General features: G+C 40.1%; 13 protein-coding genes. 7 read left to right on the top strand and 6 right to left on the bottom strand.

Annotated features, from left to right (window positions below):
* Positions 1–7: 7 nt before the first annotated feature.
* The 6 genes from FIS9605_RS0118375 to FIS9605_RS0118400 all read right to left on the bottom strand — a co-directional run bounded on the left by FIS9605_RS0118375 (position 8) and on the right by FIS9605_RS0118400 (position 5,693).
* Complete coding sequence (locus tag FIS9605_RS0118375) at positions 8–691, bottom strand: OmpA family protein (RefSeq protein ID WP_026733912.1); 684 nt, start codon at positions 689–691, stop codon at positions 8–10.
* A gap of 109 nt (positions 692–800) precedes the next feature.
* Positions 801–1,499 (bottom strand): CAP domain-containing protein, encoded by a 699-nt coding sequence (locus FIS9605_RS0118380; protein ID WP_026733913.1) that lies wholly within the window; start codon positions 1,497–1,499, stop codon positions 801–803.
* 148 nt (positions 1,500–1,647) lie between these two features.
* Positions 1,648–2,370 carry a CAP domain-containing protein gene (locus tag FIS9605_RS0118385; protein WP_026733914.1) on the bottom strand — a complete coding sequence of 241 codons (723 nt, stop codon included), beginning with the start codon at positions 2,368–2,370 and terminating at the stop codon, positions 1,648–1,650.
* Between the two features lie 80 nt (positions 2,371–2,450).
* Positions 2,451–3,215: a DsbA family protein gene (locus FIS9605_RS0118390; protein WP_026733915.1), complete on the bottom strand. Its 765-nt coding sequence runs from the start codon at positions 3,213–3,215 to the stop codon at positions 2,451–2,453.
* A 138-nt stretch (positions 3,216–3,353) separates the two neighbouring features.
* Entirely contained in the window at positions 3,354–4,814 is a 1,461-nt protein-coding gene (locus tag FIS9605_RS0118395) for an AAA family ATPase (RefSeq protein WP_026733916.1), read from the bottom strand.
* A gap of 315 nt (positions 4,815–5,129) precedes the next feature.
* On the bottom strand, positions 5,130–5,693 hold the full coding sequence (locus FIS9605_RS0118400) for a GNAT family N-acetyltransferase (protein ID WP_026733917.1): 564 nt from the start codon (positions 5,691–5,693) through the stop codon (positions 5,130–5,132).
* 66 nt (positions 5,694–5,759) lie between these two features.
* Here FIS9605_RS0118400 and FIS9605_RS0118405 point away from each other — a divergent pair, with 66 nt between their 5' ends.
* The 7 genes from FIS9605_RS0118405 (at position 5,760) to FIS9605_RS37390 (ending at position 15,427) form a co-directional block, all read left to right on the top strand.
* Complete coding sequence (locus FIS9605_RS0118405; RefSeq protein ID WP_026733918.1) at positions 5,760–7,640, top strand: ABC transporter ATP-binding protein; 1,881 nt, start codon at positions 5,760–5,762, stop codon at positions 7,638–7,640.
* A 162-nt stretch (positions 7,641–7,802) separates the two neighbouring features.
* On the top strand, positions 7,803–8,843 hold the full coding sequence (gene rtcA / locus FIS9605_RS0118410; protein WP_026733919.1) for an RNA 3'-terminal phosphate cyclase: 1,041 nt from the start codon (positions 7,803–7,805) through the stop codon (positions 8,841–8,843).
* Between the two features lie 498 nt (positions 8,844–9,341).
* Positions 9,342–9,551 (top strand): hypothetical protein, encoded by a 210-nt coding sequence (locus FIS9605_RS0118415; protein WP_026733920.1) that lies wholly within the window; start codon positions 9,342–9,344, stop codon positions 9,549–9,551.
* 510 nt (positions 9,552–10,061) lie between these two features.
* Positions 10,062–10,877 (top strand): WecB/TagA/CpsF family glycosyltransferase, encoded by an 816-nt coding sequence (locus tag FIS9605_RS0118420; RefSeq protein ID WP_026733921.1) that lies wholly within the window; start codon positions 10,062–10,064, stop codon positions 10,875–10,877.
* A gap of 532 nt (positions 10,878–11,409) precedes the next feature.
* Positions 11,410–12,861 (top strand): MOP flippase family protein, encoded by a 1,452-nt coding sequence (locus FIS9605_RS0118425; protein ID WP_026733922.1) that lies wholly within the window; start codon positions 11,410–11,412, stop codon positions 12,859–12,861.
* 22 nt (positions 12,862–12,883) lie between these two features.
* Positions 12,884–14,344: a Coenzyme F420 hydrogenase/dehydrogenase, beta subunit C-terminal domain gene (locus FIS9605_RS0118430; protein ID WP_035139937.1), complete on the top strand. Its 1,461-nt coding sequence runs from the start codon at positions 12,884–12,886 to the stop codon at positions 14,342–14,344.
* Positions 14,345–14,533: 189 nt separating this feature from the next.
* Positions 14,534–15,427, top strand: coding sequence for an alpha-1,2-fucosyltransferase (locus tag FIS9605_RS37390; RefSeq protein ID WP_051470058.1), 894 nt, complete (start codon positions 14,534–14,536; stop codon positions 15,425–15,427).
* Positions 15,428–15,592 lie beyond the last annotated feature (165 nt).

Genomic DNA, 15,592 nt, shown 5'->3' on the forward strand with positions numbered 1-15,592 from the left:
TTTGGCGCTACTTTTGAATAACAACTTCAACTCGACGATTCTTTTGGCGTCCTACGGGATCATCCGTGCCATCTGCTTTAGTGTTGGGGGCAACTGGCTGAGACTCGCCATAGCCTTCAATCGTCATGCGCTCAGCTGCTACTTTATGATTGTTACCTAACCAGCGCATTACAGCATTTGCTCGACGCTCAGACAAATTCTGATTATAAGTATCATTACCAACAGTATCTGTGTGGCCGTTAATTTGCACGCGATTATTAGGGTAGCGTTGGGTGAGAACTTGAGCCACTTGTGCTAACGCTTGACGTGCATCTGGGCGAATGTTGTCTTTATCAAAGTCAAACAGAATATCAGCAGGCAAGGTAAGGATCATCAATTTATCATCCGCCTGGACTTTGATAGTAGGAACTGTGACTTCTGGAATCTTAAGAGTCGGAAATTGAGCAGTCGGAAATTTAGCAGCAGCCCGAAACTGAACTGTTGGAGCTTTTAGCGTCCGGAATTGTTGAGTCTTGTTGGTTTGTGTTGTAAGTTGTTGAGTCTGAATTGTCTTGGTTGGGAATGGTTGAGTAACAGTGGATGAACTTTTAGATGCTGAATTCGAGTCGGACTGATTTTGTATTAAAAAATTACAGCCTGCAACTGAAATCGTGGTGACTGCAATTAAACCAGTTGAGATCAGGGATCGCATTTTCTTTCCTCACATATGTAAATATAGCGAACTACGATTAATTCAACCCCTAATCAAGCAATTAGAAAAGAAGCTAGCAAAAGAAAGCAGAAACTAAAAGGTAATAAAATTAAACTGATTTTTCTATATATCCTCCAGCATAATTAATAACGCACATCTGTCTGTATGTAGCGTGAGTGCCAAAAGCGACCCCCGTTACTTGAAAAGCTGGGTTAAAAATATTTTGACGATGACCGCGATCGCTCACTCCATCATCAATAATTAATTGCATAACGATATCCTGGGCAGTATGCGAACCGTAGCTGATATTTTCGCCAGCACTGCTTTGCCAAGTTCCGTAGCGACTGAGGCGAGTAAAGGGATCGCTACCATCACTACCATAATGACCAGTCGTACCTTTTGCTCCTTGGTCTTTAACGTGATCTCTAGCTGCCAAAGACATTCCTTTAGACGCAGTTAAAGCGCCGACAGGGCTAACAGACTTGAGAAAAGCGATCGCCTCATCAACAGCTGCAACACCTTCTTGAGTTTGTAAATAGACATTGTTAGAAATTCGGACTCGATCGCCCTCAAAGCGGCTTTTATAGTTTTCTAGTACAGCAACATAACTTGTGGGATCTGTTCTCGCCTTGTTCATTTCCACAATCACTTGTTGTTCCAATGGCGAGAGGGTATCTCCCTGTGTCAGCGATTCTGAATTTCCTGGAGGAGTTTCAGACGCGACTGAGTAAGGCTGAAGCGCTTGCTCAAAAGAGCATCCAGTGAAGAAAGTGATGGGGGCGATGACCCGAAATAGCATCCGATGCATTAACAACCTCACAACTTGGCAGTGATGAGTCAATATATGTTGAGATCCATGAAATCAGAGAAACTTTCCGGAGTCTTCGCCAAGATAGTGATGAATAGTTGGTGGTTGGTTGTTCCAAACAACAAACAACAAACAACAACCAACATTTTTAACTTGATTTTTCTTTATACCCACCCGCGTAAGTAATTACACACATTGTTCTATATTTAGCGTGAGTTCCGTAGGCAACCCCTGTAACTTTAAAAGCAGAGTTAAACATATTTGTTCGATGACCGCGATCGCGCACTCCATCATCAATAATTAACTGCATGACAATATCCTGTGCAGTACTAGGGCCATAGCTGATGTTTTCTCCAGCGGTAAATAGCCATTTGCCGTAGCGATTGATGCGAACAGAGGGATTGCTACCATCACTACCATAGTGACCTGTTAGACCTTTTGATCCTTGGTCTTTAACCAGGTCTTTAGCACCTAAAGACATACCTTTAGACGCAGTTAAAGCACCTACTGGACGAGCTTTTTTCAAAAAAGCGATCGCCTCATCAACAGCCTTGACACCTTCTTGAGTTTGTAAAAAGACGCGATCGGAGATTTTAACTCTGTTACCTTGAAAGCGTTTTTTATAGTTTTCCAATATAGAGATGTAAGCTTGAGGATTCGTTCGCACTTTGTTCATTTCAACAATTACCTGTTGTTCTAAGCGTGATAGGTAACTTGCACGTGCTAACAAATTAGGATTATTTTTTTGAACTACATTGGGGGCAGAATTGGGCGGTGAGTTTGCTAAAGACGCTTGAGATTTAAGTAGCTGATAATAGCAATTGGTTAATAGGGTGACAGATAAAAATACCCAAAATCCCATCCGATGCATTTCTGATCTCACGATTTTTGCTCAGGTTAATTTGGATGAATCTGTTGTAACCTTGCGAGCAAAAATCGAAATCAGCAAGTCTACTTAGCACGCGCCAACAGCTTTTCTAGATCGGTTAGCTGCACAGCACCAGAAACAGTTTCACTTTTCATAATAAAAAATGGCGTGCCAGAAAGACCTAATTTTTCGGCTAATTGAATATCTTGTTGAATTTCTGTATTAGCAATCTCTCTATCTTTTTCAAATTTTTCCAAATCTAAATTTAGTTTTTTGGCAACATCTAAATATAAATCTTCGCCTAGTTGATCTTGATGTGTAAATAACGCATCATGATATTCCCAAAATTTGCCTTGTTGATGTGCTGCCCAAGCGGCTTTTGCGGCTGGTATTGCTTCGGCATGAAGTGAATTTAAGGGGAAATTTTTGTAAACTAATTTGACATCATTATGATGCTTTTTCATCAACTGTTTTAAAGTTTTATGAGCTTCAGCACAGTAGGGACATTGAAAATCTGAAAACTCTATCAATATAGTTTTAGAGTCGCTTGCACCTGTGGTGGGAGAATTACTAATTAGCCCTTGAGGATCATTTTTTAAATCCTGCAAAAATGCTTGCCGTGCTTGCTGTAGTTTTTGCTGTTGTTTTAGTTGGTAAGCTTGAATAGATTCCAGAACTACTTCCGGGTGTTCGCGGATAATTTGTAAAACTTGTTCTTTCAGTTGTGGACTAACACTAGTAGCTTGTGCTGGAAGGGGCGATCCCAAAACCAGACATAACAAGCCTATTGCTACCAAGCTACGGAAATATCGCAGAAGTTGACCAAGCCAAGAGGAGAATGTATTCATAAATTCGCTACGAAGTCACAACATTTTCCTAGTATTGCTTGAGATGGGTAATGAAGAACACCCTACAAATATGTTTTATTATTCGCCAACAAATCCAGGCTTTGGCAGCTGAGTTAGGATTACTTCAGCACAAGCATATTACAAATCAGCAATCCCCAAGTCTTCTGCTGTAATCCGGGAGATTGCGGAATCATCCATCTGTTCTAGACAATCTGCGATCCGGTTTGCTTGTTGTTCAATGCTGCGCTCGAAGATAACACGCGCAAAACGCCCATTGCCAAAACTTCGATCGCGTTTCGCATACGCAGTTTCAAAAATTGCTTGCAAAGCTATATGTGCTGAAATATCAATTGTGTATCCGTTATCGTGACAGAATTTCTTGAAAATTAAAATTAGTTCGCTCGGTGTGTAGTGATCTAGATAAAACAATCGACTAAAGCGAGATTGCAGACCGGGGTTCGACTCGATCAAATACTCCATTTCGTCTGTATATCCGGCTACAATCACAGCTAGGCGATCGCGGTGATCTTCCATGCGTTTGAGCAAGGCTTGTACCGCTTCCAAACCGAAATCGTTGGATGATGCCTCTCTTGGGACAAGAGCATGGGCTTCGTCGATAAAAAGCACACCGTCTAGCGCTTGCTTGACTGCATCGTCTACACGCAGTGCGGTTTGTCCAATGTATCCACCAACGATTCCGGCTCGATCGGTTTCCACTAGATGTCCGCGTTGAAGGCAACCCAATTGTTTGTACAAGCGACCCACTAAACGCGCTATGGTGGTCTTACCAGTGCCGGGTGGCCCGTAAAGAACAAGGTGCAGTGAAGTGTCTGCGGTTTTGAGTCCTCGCGCCTTCCGTTCAGTCTGCACTTTTAAGAAATTTGTCAATGAAAAAAGTTGACGCTTGGTGTGTTCGTGCCCAACCAATGCCTTTAGATCGGCGAATACATTCTCAAGTGTGTCGCTAGCGGGTGGTTCATGCTCAACGAAGGATGCTGTTGTGGCAGTGTCAGCTCGACGATGAGATTGATGAGTACTGGTTTCGGTGCTTGGGGTGCTGATGATCAAGCTGTGTACCTTGATTTTAATTTTGTCGTAGATGATGAAGCCAAACTTGCGATCGCTCACCTGCATCACTGTATCTACTGAGAGTTTCTCAACCAGCACACTGTTGATATAAAACTCTACGAGTTCCCCATTACGTCGGATATCCAGAATGTTTACTGCATTGGGATGTTTAATACCATAGCAGCGTTTCCAGGCAACGTAATCTTGAAAAATACCGTTCTCGTACTTGGAGATTCGGTAGTACCCATTGTCGGAGATCACAAACTCAAAGAAATTACTTGTATTTGCAAGTCCCCAGACGAAACCATATCCATGATTGACACCAGTGACTTTTTCCAGCACAACATGAATGCGAAATTCTTGTTTGTCGTAGAAGAAGTCTGCTGATTGCCACGATAGCCACGAACTACCACCTGAACGTTTGTGTTCAAATGTATAATGATTTGCTTCAACGCAGACAGTGCATTCGGCGGAATCGTTTGTATACCATTTGTGGCGATTGTCTTGAAAGTGTTCCTCAAAAATCAACATAGCCTTCTTGCGTGGACTCAAGCTTGGACAAAGCTTACAGTCATAGTGTAAGCAAAGCTCACGTTACCTCAAGGTACTGCTATGACTACCTTGAGCAAAAAGCTTTGAGCCAAGCAATTTAAAATTTAACTTCAGTTCCAAGTAGGGGTTTTCCGCAGGTAATCGTGGGCTATTTTGTACATTTTCACCATCATAAAGGGTATAAGGGTGTAAGGATGTAGTTCAAATTCTCTCCCTTATATCCCTATACCCTACACCTCTAATAAATAAATGACGAATGACGAATGACGAATGACAAATGACGATCATTACGAGTTAACTTAATTCGTGCCCTACATACCTATAAAAAGAATCATCTGGTTGCCAAGCTTCTCGTGACAGGGCATAATACACCACGTCTAAATTGTAGAAATGGGCATCTTTTTCATACCTCAATCCTGCTTTTTCCATTACCCGGCGAGAGGCAATATGTTCTGGTACGGTAATGGCAACAATCTTATCTAACTTCACTTCCTCAAAGCCATATCTTAAGCTGGCTTTTGTTGCCTCTGTGGCAATACCTTGATGCCAGTAAGCTTGACTCAACCGATAGAGAACTTCAACCTCTGGACTGTTTGGGAGAAAATTCAATCCGCAATGGCCAATTAATTTACTTGTAGCTTTTTCTACTACAGCCCAAACGCCAAAACCATTCTGTTTCCAATGTTGAATAAAAAATTCTAAAATTTCTTGAGTTACTTCTTTTACCTTTTCCTGGGGAATTGGCCCTCTAGGTGAATATCTCATTACTTCTGGATTACTTAAAATCACTGCGAGTTCATCCAGATCGTCTATAGTGTATGGTTTTAGCCGCAATCGTGTGGTTTCAATCTCTGGCATGGTGGCAAGGTAGGAATGCAAACACTACCTTATTACTATTGTAAAAATTAATATAATTTTTATATTATGAGTATCTCCATTCCTCGAAAAAAAACTCACTCAGAGTACCGTCGGCGTGAAAACGACTGGCGGTTATTTTTGCGTTTGACACCATATGCGCGTACTCATGTACGTTTGTTGGTAGTGTCAATGGTGTTACTTGTGCCAGTAGCTATAGCCAACGCCATACAACCATTGCTAATTGGACAGATTATTTCTCTGATTCGCAATGAACCAAGCACTTACGAATTTCTCCGCAATCTTTCCTTTTGGCAGGCGCTGCAAATTTTGGAAGTATTGTTAGTTGTAACGGTAGTTATCCGACTGATATTTTCAGGTTTTCAGGGTTATTTGGTACAGAAGGTAGGGCAACAAATTACTGCTGCAATTCGCCAAGATTTATTTCATCATGTTACTTCTTTGGCAGTGCGCTTTTTTGACCGCACACCTGTAGGTAAATTAATTACCAGACTCACCAGTGATGTGGAAATTTTAGGAGATGTGTTTGCCACTGGAGCAATTGGCATTGTCTCTGATTTGTTTTCCATGCTGGTGATAGTTGTGTTTATGTTTTCTATCCAGTGGCAACTTGCCTTGTTGCTGCTGTTGATGCTCATACCTGTATCGTTTTTAATTATTTACTTTCAACAGCAGTACCGCAAAGCTAATTATAAAGCTAGAGAAGAACTTTCCGTCCTGAATTCCCAACTGCAAGAAAATATTGTTGGCATTAATATAGTGCAACTATTCCGACGAGAAAAATTTAATGCCAAGTTATTTAGCAATACAAACAAGCATTATGTCAAAGAAGTAGATAAAACCATCTTTCATGATTCCGCTGTTTCTGCAACATTGGAATGGGTTTCTCTAGTGGCGATCGCCGCTGTGCTTTTGGTTGGCGGTTATTTACTTTTGCAAAAAAACTTGACTTTTGGGATTTTATCTGCATTTGTATTGTATGCAGAACGATTATTCCAGCCTTTACAACAGTTTGCAGAAAAATTTACGGTCATCCAAGCGGGTTTCACAGCGATTGAACGCGTTACCGACATTTTAGATGAACCAATAGAAATACGCGATCGCACCAATCCCAGATTATCAGTATTTGATTCTCAATTCGGATACATAGACGAGATAGTTGCTAATCTTGAATCCCAAACTCAAGATTCCCAACCACAAATGGGAGAAATCAAATTTGAACACGTTTGGTTTGGCTATAAACAAGATGATTATGTCATTAAAGACCTAGACTTTACGATTCATCCTGGAGAAAAAGTGGCATTGGTTGGCCCCACTGGTGCTGGGAAAAGTACTATCATTCGTCTTTTGTGTCGTCTTTACGAACCCAGCCAGGGACGTATTTTAGTTGATGGTATTGATATTCGGGAGTTACCCCAAGCCGAACTACGGCGCTACATGGCAGTGATTTTGCAGGAAGGCTTTTTATTTGCTGGTAATGTTAAGAGCAACATCACCTTAGGAGATGGCTACAGCTTTGAGGAAGTTCAACAAGCAGCAGAGAACACTAACATTGCTAAGTTTATTGAACAACTTCCCCAAAGCTACGATACCCAACTTCGCGAACGGGGTACAAATCTTTCTAGTGGTCAAAAGCAACTGTTAGCCTTTGCCCGTGCAGCAATTCGCAATCCGCAAATTTTAGTCTTAGACGAAGCAACAGCTAGCCTGGATGTGGGAACAGAAGCATTAATTCAGGAAGCTTTAAACAAGCTGTTGATCGGACGTACCGCGATTATTATTGCCCATCGTCTGTCTACAATTCGTAACGTAGATCGAATTTTCGTACTCAAGCGTGGAGAATTAATAGAACAGGGAAGCCATGAAGAGTTACTGCAACTAGGTGGACTTTACGCTACCTTACACAATTTACAGATGTTGGGAACATAAACTGTAACTGTTGTTTGTTGTTAGTTGTTGGTTGTTTGGAGAAAGTAAGAACTAAGCTAAATTGCATCATTACGTAAGACTGTGAATTTACAAATATCGGTAATAGGTAATTGGCCCATTACCAATTACCTATTAACTATTACCAAGTTTAGTTTAATTTTTATGATTTACATTGATGGATCTTACGGTGAAGGCGGAGGGCAAGTTCTTCGCACCTCCCTAAGTTTAGCCGCCATTACTGGTATTCCTACAACAATTTATAACGTCCGCGCCGGACGCAAAAAACCAGGGTTAGCTGCCCAACACTTAACAGCAGTTCGTGCCGCAGCAGCAATTTGTCATGCCGAAGTGCGAGGCGATGCTTTGGGTTCGATGATGCTGGAATTTATTCCCAGTAGAGTTGTGACAGCAAAAAACTACACCTTTGATGTCAGCGAAGCGCGAGAAGGTGGTTCGGCAGGTGCCATTACTCTAGTATTGCAGACTCTCCTGTTACCTCTAGCCCTAGCAACTGGTGCTTCCCAAGTAACGCTGAAGGGAGGGACGCATGTTCATCATAGCCCCTCTATGACTTATATTGAGCAAGTATATCTGCCGCTGTTACATCGAATGGGTGTGCAGTCAGAGGTTGAGTTGTGTGCTTGGGGTTGGTATCCCCAAGGCCAGGGTGAAGTGAAATTACTGGTGAGGGGTGATAGCAAGCTTGCTGGGATCAACTTGCTGGAACGCGGAGACTTGCAGCAAGTGTATGGTTCGGCAGTAGTGACAGAACTACCTTCCCACATTCCCCAGCGTATGGCCAGCCGTGCCGAAAATTTATTGCGAGAAGCAGGATTAAAAGCTGTAATCCAACCTGTGCGAAACAAAGGCATTGCACCAGGAGCAGGTTTGTTTCTGACTGCTGAATATGAGCATAGCTTAGCTGGGTTTAGTGCCTTGGGGCGTCTAGGCTTGCCAGCAGAAAAAGTAGCACAGACAGCTTGTGAGGAATTGCTGAAGTTTCACCAAACTGGTGCAGCTGTGGATGAACATTTAGCAGATCAATTATTATTGCCAGCTGCTTTAGCTTCACAGGAGAGTGAATACCAGGTGGCGGAAGTCAGTACCCACTTGAAAACGAATGCTTGGGTAATTGAACAATTCGCCTTGGCAAAGGTAAGGATAGATGAAGTTCAAAAGATAGTGACAGTACAGCCTTGTTAATGCATCTCTACTGAATTTGATTATTAGATAGACTTATAGCTTATCTTTTAAAATTCTCACTTTTATTTCCGGATGATACTTGTGAAATGATGAATGTCTGTAGAGGTCTATAGATACCTATGGTTCAAAACTACTAGCAAGTAAATTTTGATACTTAAGTTGTTTTACTTAAGAGTTATTCGGTAATCGCTACTATGCTATGTATTTATACAAATAAATATCTATCAAACACAACAATTGAGGTTGCCGCAGCCAATTAAAGCCTAAGTTATAATAGTCGTTACTTTTGTGTCTGTGAAAATAAAATCTGCATAAGTTTAAAACTTTATCACCGTAATTGTTTGAAAATACTATTGGAATTTGACGATTGAGATAAGATTGAATTATTCTATAAATAGAACTATAAATAGCAAACAAGGGTGTCCAAACATCTTGAAATTAAGACCCTTAGTTTTTCAGAGTAGATTTAGTTTTTAACCAGAATCCAGGAAATTTCTTATGCGATTGAAAAGATGGGAATCTCCACGCCGACAAGGCAGGAATGACAAAGGCAAAGGTGGCTCAGCAAGAAAGCGACAAATCAAGAAACAACAGCAGATGCTGCGACAGAGGCTGAAGGCGGGTAATGAAGAAGACAAAAAAATAAACCAAGGAACGGGGGAAGCAGAATTTAACTTCCCCCTATTTTTTGGGCTTTTCTCTGCATGATAAGAAACAAGGTTATTGATTTCCTGCTACTAAGTGACAGTTATTTCACTAGCACAACAGTAGTAATCAACTAGTCTATATTTTGTTTATAAATAATCAATAATATCTACGCAACAACCAGATAGTCTTGCTGTTTGGTTGTTTTAATTTTATAGTAATTATTTTTACTTCAAGAATAGTTTTCTAAGTCTATATAATCATCATAAACTTTTTTTAAAAAACATAAAGCAAAAATAAAGTAAATATAAAAAAAGCATGAAGTTTACTAAAAAACTACTGACAGAGTACGAAGGTAGAGTAAAGTAAGATACAGGTCAACTGATTAAATCATCACCAGGGAAGCAGTTATTTGCTGTAATAACAATTGCATCTCCATGTGTTAACTACCGACCATATCCCAGCCTTTAATGCAAGTCAATCTTGACATGACCTGAAGTTTCTTAGATGTTTAGGTAGGCAATGGTTCAGTGGTTTTTTGATTTTATCTGTGACACAAGGAGTGACTGACTTATGGTAGGAAGAGCTTTTCTACCTACTCAGAAAGTGCTAGAGTTTCCAATTACTGCCTTACGTTTTGAAGAACAAATACAAACAATACTGAGGTGGGCGATCGCGCACGAGAGTAAGACTGTGTGTGTAGCCAACGTGCACATGCTCATGGAGGCTTATTGGAATCCAGAGTTTGCTTGTGTGTTGCGAGGTGCTGACTTAGTCACTCCTGATGGTATGCCTCTAGTTTGGATGATGAGGCTTTTAGGAGCGCGATACCAAGATCGCGTAGCAGGGATGGATATCTTATCAGCATTGTGTGAGTTGGCTCAAACACTTGATGTAAGTGTTTTTTTTGTGGGTTCTCAAACAGAAATTCTGTCTCACATGAGAACAAAGCTGGAGCAAGAATTTCCTCGCTTGAAAATAGCAGCGATGGAACCTTTACCGTTTCGCCCCTTAACAGCAACAGAAGATGAAGCTCTTTCCCAAAAAATTAACTCCAGTGGTGCTGGTATAGTGTTTGTTTCCCTAGGGTGTCCAAAACAAGAAAAGTGGATGGCTCAGCATCATGGCAAAATTCAGGCAGTAATGATTGGCTTGGGTGGAGTATTCCCGGTTTACGCAGGAATTCATAAAAGGGCACCCCGCTTGGTGAGAGATTTAGGTTTTGAATGGTTATATCGATGGGTTCAAGAACCCCGCCGCCTTTGGGATCGTTATACAAAGACGATTCCACCTTTTATATGGTTGGCTTTCAAGCAACTTTTGACATCTAGTTCTTTTAGTACTCCATTTCATATTCGCGAACGCTACCTGGGATGGAGAGTTGAGTAATTGTGGCGGTTTTATCTCTATTACTCGGGTGATTTTTGTCTGAAATAACCACTCCCCCAATCCCTATCCTGTGGAGAGTCTTCCTCCCTTTTTTAAGGAGGAAGCAACTAGGTTAAAATTTTGTGTTGGCTTGGGAACCTTGATCTATGATGACGTTGGCTAAATCTCATTTTGTTAGACTAAATCTTGATTTTTCCTACTTCAAGCTCTGGAGGAAATCAAAAATATTAAATAATTTCTTTCAGCTTATTGGTCTGCCACATTAATTTATGATGAGTTTGTAGTTTGTGCTTTAGCACATCCATCTTACTGCAAGGATAGTGCTCGTTACTTAAGATTTTAACTCATCAAAACTAATACGGTATTCCAAAATGGAATTTACCAAAGTAACTATGCTGGGTAGGTTCAAAAGATAAAGATGTATGTAGTCATAGCTAAGCTTCTGATGATATGAATAATGGCTTATAAAGACCCTGAATTCGAGATATCAACGTTGAATTAAATACTGTTAGTAATTTTATTGGGACTTTTTGTGGAATCACCTAAAGAATCATCGAATTTAAAACAAAAAGCAGTTAAGGGTGTTATTTGGTCTGCTATTGAAAGTTGGGGACGCCAAGTAGTTTCCTTCGGTGTTTTCTTTGTTCTAGCGCGTCTATTAGGCCCGGAAACTTTTGGTTTAGTTGCTTTAGCTAGTATCTTCCTAGCTTTTGTGCAAATTTTCCTCGATCAGGGACTTTCGACAGCAATTGTTCAACGCAAAGAAATTGAACCTGAGCATCTGGATACTGCTTTTTGGACTAATTTAGGAATTGGCATCCTGTTAACAATACTTAGTATTGCTTGTGCTGGCTTTGTTAGCAACTTATTTAGAGAACCACAGGTGACACCAATCATCCAATGGCTGTCCCTCAACTTTGCGATTGGTAGTTTGAACAATGTACAGCAAGCAATTCTAAAACGTCAAATGGCATTCAAACCATTAGCTATACGTTCACTAGTGGCAGTCATTATTGGCGGTGCAGTAGGTGTAGTGATGGCTTTTCTTGGCTACGGAGTGTGGAGCCTTGTTGGTCAACAGCTATCCAACGCAATTGCCCAGGTCATAACTCTATGGAAGGTAAGTGATTGGCGACCTGGTTTAAGATTTTCTCCCAAACACTTTAAAGAATTATTTTCCTTTGGAATCAATATAGTAGGGATTTCTTTACTTAACTTTGTCACCCGTCGCTCCGATGACTTTTTAATCGGTTATTTCCTCGGTTCTGTGGCATTAGGATATTACAGTGTTGCCTATCGCTTGTTGCTGATTACAACACAATTATTAACTAGCGTCATATCTAATGTTTCACTGCCAACATTTGCCAAGTTGCAGCAAGAGCCTGAACGATTAAGAAATGCACTTTATAAAGCGATACAGATAACAAGTTTAATTGCCTTTCCAGGCTTTATTGGTATGACAGCATTGTCACCAGAATTAGTGCCAGTCATATTCGGAGAAAAATGGTTACCAAGTATCCCAGTCATGCAAATTCTAAACCTTACTGGTATTTTGTATGCTTATTTCTACTTCAATGGTTCTCTGATTATGGCTTTGGGAAAACCCTCATGGAAACTGGGTTTAGATTTTGTACAAGCCACAGGTAATTTCATCGCCTTTGCTATCACAGTTCGATGGGGAATTGTAGCCGTTGCAGCAGCCTACGTTATTCGGTGTTACCTGACGGCTCCTTTGACTGTATGGGTAGTTTGGAAGCTGAGCCGAATTAATATCATGACTTATCTAAGTCAGGGTGTAGCTCCTTTGACTGGCTCAGTAATTATGTTAGTTGCTATCTTTAGTACCAAACATTTTCTTAGCCCTATTCTCAATTCATTAGGAATTCTAGCTGTTTCAATATTGCTTGGTATCACAGCATATGTAGTGACTATTTTCTTGATTGCACCAAAACTATTTAGACAAGTTGTAACTATTACTCGTTAAGTATTAAGTGAACATAATATTTATGAATGTGACTGAACAAATTATAAAAAAACACCGAGACCTTGAAGTGCCAAAATTATTGGCAACTGTGATTGAGGGTAATTACTGTATTGGCTGTGGTGCTTGCGCTTTGATAAATGGTTCGCCGCTTAAGGTCAAGTTAAATGAATATGGTCAGTTGCAAGCTTGTGTCGATCCATCTGCTGATTGCTCATCTCTAAATACTTCAGTGCTAGCTGTTTGCCCATTTTCAAGTGAAAGTCTAAATGAAGACCAGATTAGTCAGGAATTGTTTGATCAAGATTGTGAATACCATGACAAGATTGGTTATCATTTAGCTACCTATGCTGGTTATGTTTGTGAGGATAATTATCGCGATCGCGGTAGTTCGGGTGGAATAGGAACCTGGATTGTTAGCAATCTTCTCAGTCAAGGTTTAGTTGATGCGGTAATTCACGTCCATCAGCGGAGTCCCTCAGCAACTGACTCCAGGCTATTCCATTACCAACTGTCTACGACGATAGAACAGGTACGTCACGGTGCGAAGTCTCGTTACTACCCTGTGGAAATGTCTGAGGTAATGCAGCTAGTTCGCGAACGACCCGGAAACTATGCCATTGTAGGTATTCCTTGCTTTATCAAAGCTGTGCGCTTGTTAATGCGACAAGATCCGGTTCTGGCTGAGCGTATCCAGTTCTGTGTTGGGCTAATTTGCGGACATCTTAAGAGTATGCGCTTTGCAGAAATGTTTGCTTGGCAATGTGGTATCGAACCTGGGAATCTTTTAGCAATAGACTTTCGCAAAAAACTTCCAAATGCAGAAGCCAATTGCTACGGTGTTGAAGTGACTGGCTGGCAAGATGGTCAAATAGTAACTCATGTTAGTCCTGTCCGGGACTTATACGGTCATGACTGGGGATTGGGCTTTTTCAAATACAAAGCCTGTGACTACTGTGATGATGTAGTTGCCGAGACTGCGGATGTTGTTGTTGGTGATGCGTGGTTACCTCAGTACATCAAAGATAGTCAGGGTACAAATATCATTGTCGTTCGTCATCCATTCATTCGTGACTTGATTGAGAAAGGAGTTAGGACAGGTCAGCTGCACCTCGACTGCATCAGCGCCGATCAAGTTGCTCAATCGCAAACTTCTGGTTTCCACCATCGACGTGAGGGACTTGCTTATCGCTTGTATTTAACTGATCGGCGGAATGAGTGGCGTCCTTGGAAGCGCGTTCAACCTCAGGCTAAACACCTTATGCCTAATCTTAAGAAGCGGCAATTAATGAGGATAGCTCTAGCAGCAGAAAGCCATGTTGCTTTTAAGGATGCAGTTGATGCTCGTGAATTTTCTCTATTTAAGCGGCGGCTAGACCCGTTGGTGCAACAATACCGAAAGTTGTATCAACAACCGTTATGGAGACGAGCTGTAGGGCGTGTCAAAAAACTTGTAAAGCATTTACTGAGTGTAAATATGCTTTAAGTAATTTCGATATGATTTCAAAATTAATTAGCTAGAAGTTCTGTAAAGCCTTTGGTGACAAGTATCATTGTTCTATTTGATATCAGTGTTATGTGTAATTGTAAAAGATACGAAATAGAGCCAATCTATCTCCCATACAAATAACACAACATATAAATCCGGCACACCTATAAATTTCCAACACCAGCTATGATTGTTATCGCAAAAAAAACAGGTCAATTAGGAAATAGATTATTTGTCTTCGCCCACTTTATTGCTTTTGCGATAGAAAACAATCAGACAATTATTAATCCTGCATTTGATGATTATGCAGAATTTTTTGAGATTACTTCTGGAAGTATATGTAGTTGTTATCCTTCAAATAAATTGTCTTTTATTTTTAATAATCCAATTAGAAAAAAAATTTATACATTTATAATTTTTACCTACCGATTCCTAAATATTCTAGAAAAACAAAAAATTAAAACTAGTGTTTTCAAAATTGTTAGAGAAGGTAATAAAACAAATCCATTTCTCTTGGACACACATGACTTTTTAAAACTAATTAACAATCATGATATTGTGTTTGCTGATGGATACTTTTTTCGATGTCCTTCATTTTTTGTTAAACAAGCAGATGCAATTAGAGAATACTTTACACCAATTGAACAGTATAGAAAAAATATAGACAAACTAATTGAGAGTATTAGAAAAGATTGTGAGTTATTGATTGGAGTTCATATAAGGCATGGAGATTATAAGGATTACGTTGGTGGAGCTTATTTCTATACAATCCAGCAATATGTTCAAGTCATGGAACGAATAGAAAACCTTTTTCCTAATCAAAAAATAAAATTCTTAATATGTTCAAACGCTGAGCAAGATGAAACATTATTTTCAAAATTTAGTTACAATCTTGGTACAGGAAATATCGTAGAAGATATGTATTCATTAGCCCGATGTGATTATATTTGTGGCCCTCCAAGTTCATACAGCAGATGGGCAGCCTTTTACGGAGGGAACATACCTCTTTATATTATACGAGATCCAAATGCAAGCATATGTTTAGAAGATTTCAAAGTTTATGATATACCACTAGGATAGCCTAATATTATTCGATATCAACTATCTGTGAGTCAGATTTACTAAGCATAAAAACGATCTTCAATCTAATAATTTCAACTTAGTTTTTCTGAACAAAAGTGTGCTGAAACTGCTCAAAATCTTGAAGCAAATAACCTAAGACGACGTGAGCCTTGTAATTGCTAT

The sequence above is a fragment of the Fischerella sp. PCC 9605 genome (assembly GCF_000517105.1).
In the GTDB taxonomy this organism is placed as follows: Bacteria; Cyanobacteriota; Cyanobacteriia; order Cyanobacteriales; family Nostocaceae; genus PCC9605.